Raw genomic sequence first — 13,126 nt, forward strand, 5'->3', positions numbered from 1 at the left:
CCCCCAGCCCCTCCCCCACCCCGCCGCAACAACCGCAGACGCCGACTGGCAACCAGCCCCAGTCCACTGCCGAGATTGCTGCTGCCGCCAAAGACGCTGCGGCGCAAGCGAAGTCAACCGTAGAGCGCGCCAACGACCCGGTCCCGGCCGACCTCTCGCGGTCGATCGCCGCGCAGTCGGCGCTCCCGGTGACGGTGGCAGTCGCGCTGAGTCTGCTTGCGATCCTGCTGATCCGCCAACTGAGGCGGCACTGATGGGCGTCGCATTCACCGCCACTGCCGACCTCGTCGACGACATCGGCGCCGGCGTCCGCAGCTGCGACATTCAGTTCCGCCAGTTCGGCGGACGCACCGAGTTCGCCGGGCCGATCAGCACCGTGCGCTGCTTTCAGGACAATGCCCTACTGAAATCCGTGCTGTCACAACCCAACGAGGGTGGGGTGCTGGTGGTAGACGGCGGCGGCTCGTTACACACCGCGCTGGTGGGCGACCGCATCGCCGAACTCGCCCGTTCCAATGGCTGGGCCGGATTGATCGTCAACGGCGCGGTACGTGACGCGGCCGCGCTGCGCGGCCTAAAGATCGGCATCAAGGCGTTGGGCACCAATCCCCGCAAAAGCACCAAAACCGGTGCCGGCGAACGTGATATCGAGATCAGCCTCGGCGGAGTGACGTTCGTGCCGGGTCAGATCGCCTACAGCGACGACGACGGCATAGTGGTCGTGTAGCGCCTGGCTGATCAGGCCGCGACGCGCGCCCGTTTCTTCGAGAACCGCAGATTTTCGTCGGCGACCTTGCCGCGTCGGATCATGCGCATGTCGAAGAAGTAATTCTGCTTGAGCCGCCACGGCGCCCGCGATCCCGACTTGGGGAGCAGGTGCATGGACCGCTGGAAGTAACCGGGGTTGAAGTCCATGAACGGTTGCTCGTCGACGTCCTCGCCCGGATGTTGGGGTTCGACAATGTCAAAACCCTTGTCGTCCATGTAATTCAACAGTCGGCAGACGAACTCGGAGACCAGATCGGCCTTCAGTGTCCAGGATGCGTTGGTGTAACCGAAGGTGATCGCGAAGTTAGGCACCCCGGAGAACATCAGGCCCTTGTAGGTCATCAACGACGTCAGGTCGAAGGGCTGGCCGTTTCGGGTCGGCTGCACCCCGCCGAGTAATTGCATGTTCAAACCCGTTGCGGTGATGATGATGTCGGCCTGCAAATGCGCACCGGAGTCGAGCTCGATCCCGGTCTTGGTGAACCGGTCGATCGTGTCGGTGACGACGTCTGCCTTCCCGTGCCGGATGGTCCGGAAGAAGTCGCCGTCGGGCGCCAGACATAACCGCTGATCCCACACGTTGTAGCGGGGACCGAAGTGCTTCTCGACGTCGTAGCCCTCCGGCAGCCGTCGCCTTGCCATCGTCATCAGCAGATTGCGCATGTACGCCGGCCGTTTCCGGGCGAGCTGGTACTGGAAGGTGCTGAACGCGATGGCCTTCCAGCGGTTGGCCACGTGCGCAAGACGTTCCGGCAGCAGCCGGTTGGTCCGCGCGGCGAACGGATCCACCCCGGGCAGCGATCCAATGTAGGTGGGCGAGCGCTGCAGCATCGTGACGTGGCCGGAGCCCGAATTCACCAGCGCCGGAATCAAAGTGATCGCGGTGGCTCCGGAGCCGATCACGACGATCTTCTTGCCCGCGTAGTCGAGGTCCTCGGGCCAGTGCTGCGGATGGACGATGGTGCCCTCGAAGTCGTCGGCGCCGGGGAAGGTAGGCGAGTAGCCCTCGTCGTAGTTGTAGTAGCCGGTGCACGCGAACAAGAAGGAGCACGTGATCTCGCGCTGCTGGCCGTCGTGTTCGACGGTGAGGGTCCACCGGCCCTCGGCGTCGGACCAGTCGGCGGCCACCACACGGTGGCGGTAACGGATGTGTTGATCGATCTTGTTCTCGACCGCGGTTTCCTTGATGTAAGCCTTGATGTCGGCGCCGTCGGCGATCGATTTCGCCGACTGCCATGGCTTGAACCGGAAGCCGAGAGTGAACATGTCCGAGTCGGACCGAATGCCGGGGTATTTGAACAAGTCCCAGGTGCCGCCCAGATCATCGCGACGCTCGAAGATGGCGTAGCTCTTGGACGGGCACCGCTCCTGCAGGTGCCACGCCGCACTCACGCCGGAGATGCCGGCGCCCACGATGACGACGTCGAGGTGCTCAGTCATAGCGCCACGCTATCAACGCGATGTCGAGGTAGTCAACACACTGTTGAGGTTCTCAACGATGTGTAAAGTATCCGGTGTGACGACTGCCGGCCAGACCCGTGCCCTGCGCGGACGGCGTGCCCTGCGCCCGTCCGGTGACGATCGCGAGCAAGCCATCCTGGCGACCGCCGAGCGGCTGCTCCAAGAGCGGTCGCTCGCCGACATCTCGGTCGATGACCTGGCCAAAGGCGCTGGCCTGTCCCGCCCGACGTTCTACTTCTATTTCAAGTCCAAAGAGGCGGTGCTGCTGTCGCTGCTCGAGCCGGTGATCGCGCGTGCGGACTCGGAATTCGACGGGGCCATCCAACGGCTGCCGACCGACCCCCGGCGGGTGTGGCGCAACGGCATCAAGGCATTTTTCACCGCTTTCAGCACGCACCGTGCGCTGGCCCGCGCCGCGACCGAGGCGTTGGCCACCAACGCCGAGCTCCGCACGACGTGGCTGGGATTCATGCAGAAGTGGATCGACCAGACGGCCGCGATGATCACCGCGGAACGCGAACGCGGCGCCGCACCGCACACGATCCCGGCCGCGGATCTCGCGACGTCACTCAATCAGATGAACGAGCGGACGATGATGGCGGCGCTGTCGGCAGAGACGCCGGCCGTCGACCAGCAGCGAGTCGTCGACACCCTCACCCACATCTGGGTCAGCAGCATCTACGGCGAATCCGGCTAGTTGTCGGGCCCGCATGCGAACATATGTTCGTGCGGCATGACGCGTCCATCCTGCATGCCGACCTGGACTCGTTCTACGCGTCTGTAGAACAACGCGACGACCCGACCCTGCGCGGCCGCCCGGTGATCGTCGGCGGTGGTGTGGTGCTCGCCGCCAGCTACGAGGCGAAGGCGTACGGTGTGCGCACCGCGATGGGCGCCCGGCAGGCCCGGCGGCTGTGCCCGGGCGCGGCCGTTGTGCCGCCGCGCATGTCGGCCTACTCGCGCGCCAGCGACGCGGTGTTCGAGGTGTTTCGGCAGGCCACTCCGCTGGTCGAGGCGCTGTCGGTGGACGAGGCGTTTCTGGACGTCGGCGGTTTGCGGCGGGTATCGGGCACGCCGGTCCAGATCGCGGCGCGGCTGCGCGCCGCGGTGCGTGACCAGGTGGGTCTGCCCATCACGGTTGGAATTGCGCGGACGAAATTCCTGGCCAAGGTCGCCAGCCAGGAAGCCAAACCCGACGGCCTGCTGCTGGTACCGCCGGATGAAGAGCTGGCCTTTTTGCGGCCGCTCCCGGTCCGCCGGCTTTGGGGCGTCGGTGCGGTGACCGCCGAAAAGTTGCACGCGTACGGGCTGGCCACGGTCGCCGACATCGCCGAACTCAGCGAGGCGACGCTGGCCTCGCTGGTCGGCGCCGCGATGGGCAGGCAGCTGTTTGCGCTGTCGCGCAATATCGACCGCCGCCGGGTCGATACCGGCGTGTGCCGCCGGTCGGTCGGCGCCCAGCGGGCGCTCGGCCGTGCGGGCAACCGAATGTCGCCGAGCGAACTCGACGCCGTGGTGGTCAACCTGGTCGACCGCACCACCGCTCGGCTGCGGGCCGCCGGGCGCACCGGACGCACCGTCGTGCTGCGGGTGCGGTTCGACGATTTCACCCGGGCCACCCGGTCGCGCACATTGCCGTGGCCAACGGCGTCGACGCAACCGATCCTGGCCGTCGCGCGCCAGCTGGTCGCCACCGCCGTCCCGCTGATCGCGCAGCGCGGATTGACGCTGGTGGGGTTTGCGGTATCGGGTATCGATCGCACCGGCGCCCAACAGCTGATGCTGCCCTTCGACGGCGAGTCGACCAGCGTGGACGCGGCGGTCGATCAGGTACGCCGTCGCTTCGGCAAGTCCGCCCTCACTCGCGGTGTGTTGATCGGTCGCGACTCGGGTCTAGAAGTGCCGCATCTGCCGGACTGAACCCCGCAGTCGGACGTCAGTTGGACGCGGTCCACTCCAGCAGTTTGTCGGCCGGCCAGGTGTTGACGATGCGGTCGACCGGGACGCCGGCGTCGAGTGTGCGCTGCGCGCCGTAGCCCAAGAAGTCCAGCTGACCCGGTGCGTGCGCGTCGGTGTCGATGCTGAAGACACAGCCGATCTCCAGCGCCAGGTTCAGCAGCCGGGTCGGCGGGTCGCGCCGTTCGGGGCGGGAGTTGATCTCGACCGCGGTGCCATGGTCCCGGCAGGCGGTGAAGACCGCTTCGGCGTCGAACTGCGACTCCGGGCGAATGCCACGGTTGCCGGCGACCAGCCGCCCCGTGCAGTGCCCGAGTACATCGGTGTGACCGTTGCAGACCGCGCGCACCATCCGGCGGGTCATCGCCGACGAATCCATTGCCAGCTTGGAGTGCACGCTGGCGACGACGACGTCGAGGCGTTCCAGCAGTTCGGTTTCCTGATCCAGGCTGCCGTCCTCGAGGATGTCCACCTCGATGCCCGACAGGATGCGCATCGGTGCGAACTCGTCGCGCAGCCGGTCGATGACGTCGAGTTGTTTGCGCAGCCGCTCCGGTGACAGGCCGTTGGCTATCGTCAAGCGCGGCGAGTGATCGGTCAACGCGCAGTACTCGTGGCCGAGCTCCGCCGCGGTCGCCATCATCTCTTCGATCGGCGCCGACCCGTCCGACCAGTTGGAGTGCAGATGCAGATCACCGCGCAGCGCCGCGCGCACCTCACCACCGCCGAGATCGGTTGCAGCACCCCGTAATTCGATCAGCGCGTCGGGTATGCGGCCCGCCCAGGCTTGGGCGATGACCTTCGCGGTCTTGGGTCCGATGCCCGGCAAACTCTGCCAGCTGTTGGCTTGGCCGTGCCGCTCACGTTCCGCGTCGTCCAACCCTTCGACGATGTCGGCGGCCTTGCGGTAGGCCATGACGCGCTGCGGGTCGTGCCGGCTCCGGTCCTTGTAGTAGGCGATTTGCCGCAGCGCGGTTACCGGATCCATCACACCAGTGTGCCCGGGTCCCGCAGGTCAGCGCCAAGCCTGCCCAATCACCACGGCTGGCCCGCGATGAAGCCGGTGAAAACCACCGCGAACCCCCCGCTCTCGCCGACGATAAGCAGGACCATCGCCACCGCGGTGCCGCGCGCCGGGCTTTCGAATTGATTGACGGTGTCTCGTCGCGCGCCGTGCTCGATGTAGGCGGCGATCGCTCCGACGAAGAAGAACACGACGACCATTGCCGCGCTCAGGTTGACCCCCGTCGGCCAGGCGCTCAGTTCGACGAAAACCGCCAGCAACAGGGTCGCGAACGAGTAAAGCAACGCAGCCCGATGGGCGATATCGACATACGGATGGGCCCGGTGCTCCTGCGACGTCACGATTTGCCGGTACTTCCAGACCCCGAGGACGAGCGCTAGCAAAAAGATCAGCCCCGCCGCGAGGAGGGTGACTTTGGTGTCGAGTCCCAACGAGTAGCTCATCGCGGGACTGAGTTTAGTTGCGCTTCATAAAGTTCGACTAACGTCGATTGCATGCGATTCGCCTTCAAGACTTCCCCACAAAACACCACCTGGGCGGACATGCTCGCCGTGTGGCAGGCCGCCGACGACATCGAACTCTTCGAGTCGGGATGGACGTTCGACCACTTCTACCCGATCTTCTCCGACAGCACCGGACCGTGCCTGGAGGGTTGGACCACGCTGACGGCGCTGGCCCAGGCCACCAAGCGGCTGCGGCTGGGCACCCTGGTCACCGGCATCCACTACCGCCACCCCGCCGTCTTGGCCAACATGGCCGCCGCGCTCGACATCATCTCCAACGGCCGGCTCGAACTGGGCATCGGCGCCGGGTGGAACGAGGAGGAGTCGGGTGCCTATGGCATCGAGCTGGGCAGCATCCGGGAACGCTTCGATCGCTTCGAGGAGGCCTGCGAGGTGCTGATCAGCCTGCTCACCAAGGACACCACCAACTTTGACGGCAAGTACTACCAACTCAAGGACGCGCGCAACGAGCCCAAGGGCCCGCAACGTCCGCACCCGCCGATCTGCATCGGGGGCAGCGGCGAGAAGCGCACCCTGCCGCTCACCGCGCGGTACGCCCAACACTGGAATTTCGCCGGCGGGACGCCCGAAGAGTTCGCCCGCAAGCGCGACGTGCTGGCGGCGCGGTGTGCGGACATCGGCCGCGACCCCAAGGAGATCACCATGTCGGCGCACGTGCGGCTGGGTGAGGATCTCAACTACCAGCAGGTCATCGAAACGGCGGGCGCGCTCGGCGCCGAGGGCTTGGATCTGAGCATCGTCTACCTGCCGCCGCCGCATACCCCCGCCGTGCTGGAGCCGCTGGCCGAGGCGATCCGCGATTCGGGGCTCTACGCCGGTTGACCCGGTCGGCGGGGCTGCCGGTGTGGTTGTTGATGCTGCTGTGACCTGTTGCCGGGACTGTGCCGAGCCGAGCAAATTCGGCGCAGCCCCGCCGGTCGTCGAGTTGAGTAGCTAGGCACCGAAGAGGAGCATCTCCTCGGCGGTGATCAGACGCTCCCGCTTGGCGGGGAACTCACGGCTCTTGACCGGGTGACGAAGCCAAGACCAGGCCATTCGCCCCACCCGCGAACGAGGTACTGGATTCACATGCACAGTGATCACTCCTGCGATCGATCTGTTCTACCGCGACTCCGCTGTGACGAAGCACACAATTGGCCATTAGACACCTAGCGCCTGGCAAACTGTCGCAGGCTCGCCGGTCAAAACCAGCGTGTTTCTGGAGGGACTAATGGGACTAGTGGGACTACTGAAGCGGTGCAGCCGTGGGCTTGATCGGCGCCGGAAGGGCGGTTGACCCCATCAAATACCGGTCCACGCCCGCCGCGGCAGCCCGCCCCTCGGCGATCGCCCATACGATCAGCGACTGACCCCGACCCATGTCGCCGGCAACGAAAACGCCGGGCACCGACGTCTCGTAATCGGCGCCGCGCGCGACGTTGCCCCGTTCGGTGAGCTTCACGTCGAGCTCGGTGAGCAGGCCCTCCTTTTCCGGGCCCACGAATCCCATTGCCAACAACACCAGGTCGGCCTCAAGTTCGAAATCGGAGCCGTCGACCTTGACGAACTTGCCGTCCTGCATCCGCACTTCGTGCGCCTTGAGCGCGGTCACGCGCCCGTCGGTGCCGACGAACTTTTCGGTGTTGACCGAGAAGACCCGTTCGCCACCTTCTTCGTGCGCCGAGGAGACCCGGTACATCAGCGGATAGGTCGGCCACGGCGTGGATTCCGCGCGCGCCTCCGGCGGCCGCGGCATGATCTCGAACTGGTGGATCAACGCAGCGCCTTGCCGGTGTGCGGTGCCCAGGCAGTCGGCTCCCGTGTCACCGCCGCCGATGATGACGACCTTCTTGTCCTTGGCGGTAATCGGTGGCTGCCCGTCGGGGCCCAGCACCCCGTCTGCCAAGTCGCCCGATGCCACGCGATTGCCCCACGGCAGGTACTCCATCGCCTGGTGGATGCCATCCAATTCGCGCCCCGGGATCGGCAGGTCACGCCAGGCGGTCGCGCCGCCGGCCAGCACCACCGCATCGAAATCGGCGAGCAATTGTTCGGCGGTGATGTCAACGCCGACGTTGACACCAGCTTTGAATTCGGTTCCCTCGGCCCGCATCTGGTCGAGGCGACGGTCCAAGACGCGCTTTTCCATCTTGAATTCCGGAATGCCGTAGCGCAGCAGTCCGCCGATCCGGTCGGCACGCTCGAAGACGGTGACGCTGTGTCCCGCGCGGGTGAGTTGTTGGGCCGCGGCCAACCCGGCCGGACCCGAACCGATCACCGCGACGGTCTTTCCGGTCAGCTTGGTCGGCGGCTTGGGCTCGACGAACCCTTCCTCGAAGGCGTGGTCGATGATTTCCAGCTCGATCTGCTTGATGGTGACCGGATCCTGGTTGATGCCGAGCACGCACGCCGGTTCGCAGGGCGCCGGACACAGCCGCCCGGTGAAGTCCGGGAAGTTGTTGGTGGCGTGCAACCGCTCGATGGCATCGCGCCACCGCCCCCTGCGCACCAGGTCATTCCATTCGGGGATCAGGTTGCCCAGCGGACAGCCGTTGTGACAGAACGGAATACCGCAGTCCATGCACCGCGAGGCCTGCTCGCGCAGCGTGTCGTCGTTGAAGTCCTCGTAGACCTCTTTCCAGTCCTTCAATCGCAGCGGGACCGGCCGCCGTTGCGGCAGCTCCCGGTGAGTGAACTTCAGGAAGCCAGTTGGATCAGCCATGCGCGGCCGCCATGATCGCCTTGTCGACATCGACGCCGTCGCGCTCCGCTTGGGCGATCGCCTCCAACACCTTCTTGTAGTCGCGCGGCATCACCTTGACAAAGTGCCGCCCCTGTCCCTGCCAGTCGGCAAGAATCCGCTGTCCGACTGCGGAATCGGTGGCGTCGACGTGCGCCTGGATGATGCCGCGCAGGAACTCGGCATCGTCGGCGTCGAGCGCCTCGAGGTCCACCATTTCGGTGTTCAGGTTCTGCGGCAATTGTTCCTCGGGGTCGTAGACGTAGGCCACACCGCCGGACATGCCGGCCGCGAAGTTGCGTCCGGTGTGCCCCAGGATCACCACCCGGCCGCCGGTCATGTACTCGCAACCATGGTCACCGACGCCTTCAACGACGGCATGGGCGCCGGAGTTGCGGACCGCGAACCGTTCGCCGACCACGCCGCGCAAGAAAGCCTCCCCACTGGTGGCGCCGAACAGAATTACGTTGCCGCCGATGATGTTTTCCTCGGCGACGTAGTCGGCCGGCGCATTGTCGGACGGGCGGACCACGATGCGGCCACCCGACAAGCCCTTGCCGACGTAGTCGTTGGCGTCGCCGTACACCCGCAAGGTAATGCCCTTGGGCACGAAGGCGCCGAAACTGTTGCCCGCGGACCCGTCAAAGGTGATGTCGATCGTTCCATCCGGTAAGCCTTGGCCGCCATAAGCCTTCGTCAACTCGTGGCCGAGCATGGTGCCCACGGTGCGGTTCACGTTGCTGATCGTGGTGGAGAACCGGACGGGTTTGCCGGAATCCAGTGCCTCCCTGCTCATCACGATCAATTGCTGGTCCAGCGCCTTGTCCAGGCCGTGGTCCTGACGCGAGCTGCAGTACAGGTCCTGGTTCATGAACGCGGACTCGGGCTCGTGCAGCACCGGGGCCAGATCCAGCTTGTGTGCCTTCCAGTGCGCCCGCGCCAGCGTGGTGTCCAGCGAGCCCACCTGGCCGACGGCCTCGTTGAACGTGCGGAAACCCAACTGCGCCATGTACTCCCGGACTTCTTCGGCGATGAACATGAAGAAGTTCTCGACGAATTCCGGCTTCCCGGTGAAACGCTCCCGCAGCAGCGGGTTCTGGGTGGCCACACCGACGGGACAGGTGTCGAGGTGACACACCCGCATCATGATGCAGCCCGCGACCACCAAGGGCGCTGTGGCGAAACCGAACTCCTCGGCGCCGAGCAGGGCGCCGATCATCACGTCGCGGCCGGTCTTGAGTTGCCCGTCCACCTGAACGACGATGCGGTCGCGTAACCCGTTGAGCAGCAAGGTCTGCTGTGTCTCGGCCAGCCCCAGCTCCCAGGGAGCACCGGCGTGCTTCTGCGAAGTCAGCGGCGTCGCACCGGTGCCGCCGTCGTGGCCGGAAATCAGTACCACGTCGGCGTGGGCCTTGGATACCCCGGCCGCGACCGTGCCGACGCCGTTCTCCGAAACCAGTTTCACGTGAACCCGCGCCTGCGGGTTGGCGTTCTTCAGATCATGAATCAGCTGCGCCAGATCCTCGATCGAATAGATGTCATGGTGCGGTGGCGGTGAAATGAGGCCGACGCCGGGTGTCGAGTGCCGGACTTCCGCCACCCACGGGTACACCTTGTGTCCCGGGAGTTGGCCGCCCTCACCGGGTTTGGCGCCCTGTGCCATCTTGATCTGGATATCCGAACAATTGGTCAGGTAGTGCGAAGTGACGCCGAATCGTGCCGAGGCGACCTGCTTGATCGCGCTGCGACGCCAGTCGCCGTTGGGGTCTGGCTCGAAACGGTTGACGTCCTCGCCGCCCTCACCGCTGTTGGACCGGCCACCCAGCCGGTTCATCGCAATAGCGAGCGTCTCGTGCGCCTCCGCGGAGATCGAGCCGTAGCTCATCGCACCGGTGGAGAAGCGCTTGACGATCTCACTGGCCGGCTCGACCTCATCCAGCGGAACCGGCGGGCGTACGTCCCCGCGGAACTTGAGCAGCCCGCGCAGCGAGGCCATCCGCTCGCTCTGGTCGTCGACCAGGCGGGTGTACTCCTTGAAGATCTTGTACTGCCCGGTGCGGGTGGCGTGCTGCAGCTTGAACACCGTCTCCGGGTTGAACAAGTGGTACTCGCCTTCCCGGCGCCACTGGTAGTCCCCACCCACTTCGAGTTCGCGGTGCGCACGCTCGTCCGGCCGATCCAGGTAAGCCAGCCGGTGCCGGGCCGCCACGTCGGCGGCGATGTCGTCCAGGGTGATGCCGCCGGTCGGGCAGGCCAGCCCGGTGAAGTACTCGTCGAGCACGTCCTCCGAAATTCCGATGGCCTGGAACAGTTGGGCACCGGTGTAGGACGCCAGCGTCGAAATGCCCATCTTGGACATGACTTTCAGCACGCCCTTACCGGCGGCCTTGACGTAATTGCTCAGCGCCTTGTCGCGGTCGATCCCGTCGATCACGCCACGGTCGAGCATGTCCTCGATCGACTCGAAGGCCAGGTACGGGTTGACCGCGGCGGCGCCGCAGCCGATCAGCATCGCCATGTGATGCACCTCGCGGGCATCGCCGGACTCGACGACCAGACCGACGTGCGTACGGGTCCGATCGCGCACCAGGTGATGGTGCACACCGGCGACGGCGAGCAACGACGGAATCGGCGCCATCCGCTCGTTGGAATCGCGGTCGGAAAGAATGATCACCCGGGCGCCGTCGGCGATCGCGGCGGACGCCTGCGCGCGCACGTCTTCCAACGCCGCTGCCAGCCCGGCGCCACCGTCGGCGACCGGGTACAGACAGTGAATTACCTTGGAGCGCATGCCATGTGGGCGCCCGTTGACTTCGTCGTCAGGGTTCAGGTTGACCAGCTTGGCGAGCTCGTGGTTGCGCAGAATCGGCTGCCGCAGCACGATTTGATGGCAGGAGAACTCGTCCGGACTGAGCAGGTCGCGCTCGCCGCCGGTGGTGCCCTGCAGGCTGGTCACCACCTCTTCGCGGATGGCATCCAGCGGGGGGTTCGTCACCTGCGCGAAGAGCTGGTGGAAGTAGTCGTAGAGCATCCGGGGACGCTGCGACAGCACCGCCACCGGGGTGTCGGTGCCCATCGATCCGATCGGCTCGGCACCGGTGCGGACCATCGGAGCCACGAGCAGGTTGAGCTCCTCGTAGGTGTAGCCAAATGCCGACTGCCGCATGACAAGTCGGTCATGGGCCATCCGGATGTAGTCACCCTGCGGGAGCGACTCCAGCGGAACGAGGTTTCGGTCCAGCCACTCCTGGTAGGGGTGTTCGGCCGCCAACTCGGCCTTGATTTCCTCGTCGGCGACGATGCGGCCCTGGGTGGTGTCCACCAGGAACATCCGGCCCGGCTGCAGTCGCATGCGCTGCACCACCGTCGAGGGGTCCAGGTCCAAGACACCGGCCTCCGAGGCCATCACCACCAAGCCATCCTTGGTAACCCAAATGCGGGACGGGCGAAGGCCATTGCGGTCAAGCACGGCGCCGACGATGGTGCCGTCGGTGAACGTCATCGACGCCGGGCCGTCCCACGGCTCCATCAACGATGCGTGGTACTCGTAAAACGCGCGCCGGGCCGGATCCATCGACTCGTTGCGCTCCCAGGCCTCGGGAATCATCATCAGCACCGCGTGCGGCAGGCTGCGGCCGCCCAGATGCAACAATTCCAGCGCCTCGTCGAAGCGGGCGGTGTCCGAAGCGCCCGGGGTGCAGATCGGGAACAACTTCTCCAGATCGTCAACGGATCCGAAGACGTCGGTCTTCATCAGCGCCTCGCGGGCGCGCATCCAGTTCTCGTTCCCGGTGACCGTGTTGATCTCGCCGTTGTGGGCGATGCGGCGGAACGGGTGCGCCAGCGGCCACGACGGGAAGGTGTTGGTCGAGAAGCGCGAGTGCACGATGCCCAGCGCGCTGGTCATCCGATCGTCTTGCAGGTCAAGGTAAAACGCCTTGAGCTGCGGCGTGGTCAGCATGCCCTTGTAGACCATGGTCTGGCCGGACAGGCTGGGGAAGTAAACCGTCTCTCGGCCGGGCCCATCCTGGCCTGGGCCCTTGGTCCCCAGCTCGTGCTCGGCGCGCTTGCGCACGACGTAGCAGCGGCGCTCCAGCTCCATCTCGGAGGCACCCGCTATGAAGAACTGCCGGAATGTGGGCATGGCGTCGCGCGAGAGCGCACCCAGCGACGAGTCGTCGGTGGGGACATTGCGCCAGCCCAGGACCGTCAGCCCCTCGGATTCGGTGATCTTTTCCACCGCGGCGCACGCGGCGGCGGCGTCCTTGGACGATTGCGGCAGAAAGGCGATGCCGGTGGCATAGCTCCCCGGTGCCGGCAGCTCGAAGTCCACGACCTCGCGCAGGAAGGCGTCGGGGACGTGAATCAGGATGCCCGCGCCGTCGCCGCTGCGCGGCTCCGCGCCCTGGGCACCACGGTGTTCGAGGTTGAGCAGCGCGGTGATCGCCTTGTCGACGATGTCGCGGCTGCGGCGGCCGTGCATATCGACGACCATGGCTACCCCGCACGAATCGTGCTCGTACGCGGGGTTGTACAACCCAACGCGCTCGGGCGTCATATGCACCTGCCTCTTCACCAGAACTTGCTGCGCGGCCGGTTGCGGCCATTTTCGGTGGCTCCGACGGGGCCGCACCCGGAGGTTGCGGGCTGGCCCCTTCGGTCTTGTCGATAGGC

9 protein-coding genes and 1 pseudogene are annotated in these 13,126 nt (G+C 65.9%); 5 read left to right on the plus strand and 5 right to left on the minus strand.

All coding sequences use genetic code 11. The annotated features are described in order from the left end of the window. Both AWC25_RS27125 and rraA read left to right on the plus strand, forming a co-directional pair. Positions 1 to 254, plus strand: a pseudogene (locus AWC25_RS27125) (Rv3852 family protein); the annotation flags it as partial. After that, positions 254 to 727, plus strand: coding sequence for a ribonuclease E activity regulator RraA (gene rraA / locus AWC25_RS08320; RefSeq protein WP_085166613.1), 474 nt, complete (start codon positions 254 to 256; stop codon positions 725 to 727). The pseudogene AWC25_RS27125 and the gene rraA, both read left to right, overlap by 1 nt. 11 nt (positions 728 to 738) lie before the next feature. Here rraA and AWC25_RS08325 read toward each other — a convergent pair whose 3' ends face one another. Then, the gene (locus tag AWC25_RS08325; RefSeq protein ID WP_069401489.1) at positions 739 to 2,208 is read right to left on the minus strand and encodes a flavin-containing monooxygenase; all 1,470 of its coding nucleotides are present in this window, start codon (positions 2,206 to 2,208) and stop codon (positions 739 to 741) included. Between the two features lie 76 nt (positions 2,209 to 2,284). Here AWC25_RS08325 and AWC25_RS08330 point away from each other — a divergent pair, with 76 nt between their 5' ends. Continuing rightward, a complete protein-coding gene (locus tag AWC25_RS08330; RefSeq protein ID WP_085166614.1) occupies positions 2,285 to 2,926 on the plus strand; it encodes a TetR/AcrR family transcriptional regulator in 642 nt (213 codons plus the stop codon). A gap of 23 nt (positions 2,927 to 2,949) precedes the next feature. Then, positions 2,950 to 4,149, plus strand: a complete 1,200-nt coding sequence (dinB, locus tag AWC25_RS08335; protein WP_085166615.1) for a DNA polymerase IV — start codon at positions 2,950 to 2,952, stop codon at positions 4,147 to 4,149. A gap of 16 nt (positions 4,150 to 4,165) precedes the next feature. Here dinB and AWC25_RS08340 read toward each other — a convergent pair whose 3' ends face one another. Together AWC25_RS08340 and AWC25_RS08345 are read right to left on the minus strand one after the other, a co-directional pair. Next, positions 4,166 to 5,173: a PHP domain-containing protein gene (locus AWC25_RS08340; protein ID WP_069401486.1), complete on the minus strand. Its 1,008-nt coding sequence runs from the start codon at positions 5,171 to 5,173 to the stop codon at positions 4,166 to 4,168. A gap of 47 nt (positions 5,174 to 5,220) precedes the next feature. Further along, a complete protein-coding gene (locus tag AWC25_RS08345) occupies positions 5,221 to 5,652 on the minus strand; it encodes a hypothetical protein (protein WP_085166616.1) in 432 nt (143 codons plus the stop codon). Between the two features lie 51 nt (positions 5,653 to 5,703). Here AWC25_RS08345 and AWC25_RS08350 point away from each other — a divergent pair, with 51 nt between their 5' ends. Next, the gene (locus AWC25_RS08350; protein ID WP_069401484.1) at positions 5,704 to 6,555 is read left to right on the plus strand and encodes an LLM class F420-dependent oxidoreductase; all 852 of its coding nucleotides are present in this window, start codon (positions 5,704 to 5,706) and stop codon (positions 6,553 to 6,555) included. Between the two features lie 403 nt (positions 6,556 to 6,958). Here AWC25_RS08350 and AWC25_RS08355 read toward each other — a convergent pair whose 3' ends face one another. After that, entirely contained in the window at positions 6,959 to 8,434 is a 1,476-nt protein-coding gene (locus tag AWC25_RS08355) for a glutamate synthase subunit beta (RefSeq protein ID WP_085166617.1), read from the minus strand. Next, complete coding sequence (gltB, locus tag AWC25_RS08360; protein ID WP_085166618.1) at positions 8,427 to 13,010, minus strand: glutamate synthase large subunit; 4,584 nt, start codon at positions 13,008 to 13,010, stop codon at positions 8,427 to 8,429. Before gltB ends, AWC25_RS08355 begins: the two co-directional genes overlap by 8 nt. Between the last annotated feature and the right edge of the window lie 116 nt (positions 13,011 to 13,126).

Source organism: Mycobacterium sherrisii, from assembly GCF_002102355.1.
GTDB lineage: Bacteria > Actinomycetota > Actinomycetes > Mycobacteriales > Mycobacteriaceae > Mycobacterium > Mycobacterium sherrisii.

What these genes read in the sequence shown, in the direction of transcription:
- rraA (WP_085166613.1), top strand. Translation starts at nt 254, where the DNA reads ATGGGCGTCGCATTCACCGCCACTGCCGACCTCGTCGACGACATCGGC.
- AWC25_RS08325 (WP_069401489.1), bottom strand. Translation starts at nt 2,208, where the DNA reads ATGACTGAGCACCTCGACGTCGTCATCGTGGGCGCCGGCATCTCCGGC.
- dinB (WP_085166615.1), top strand. Translation starts at nt 2,950, where the DNA reads ATGTTCGTGCGGCATGACGCGTCCATCCTGCATGCCGACCTGGACTCG.
- AWC25_RS08340 (WP_069401486.1), bottom strand. Translation starts at nt 5,173, where the DNA reads ATGGATCCGGTAACCGCGCTGCGGCAAATCGCCTACTACAAGGACCGG.
- AWC25_RS08345 (WP_085166616.1), bottom strand. Translation starts at nt 5,652, where the DNA reads ATGAGCTACTCGTTGGGACTCGACACCAAAGTCACCCTCCTCGCGGCG.
- AWC25_RS08350 (WP_069401484.1), top strand. Translation starts at nt 5,704, where the DNA reads ATGCGATTCGCCTTCAAGACTTCCCCACAAAACACCACCTGGGCGGAC.
- AWC25_RS08355 (WP_085166617.1), bottom strand. Translation starts at nt 8,434, where the DNA reads ATGGCTGATCCAACTGGCTTCCTGAAGTTCACTCACCGGGAGCTGCCG.
- gltB (WP_085166618.1), bottom strand. Translation starts at nt 13,010, where the DNA reads ATGACGCCCGAGCGCGTTGGGTTGTACAACCCCGCGTACGAGCACGAT.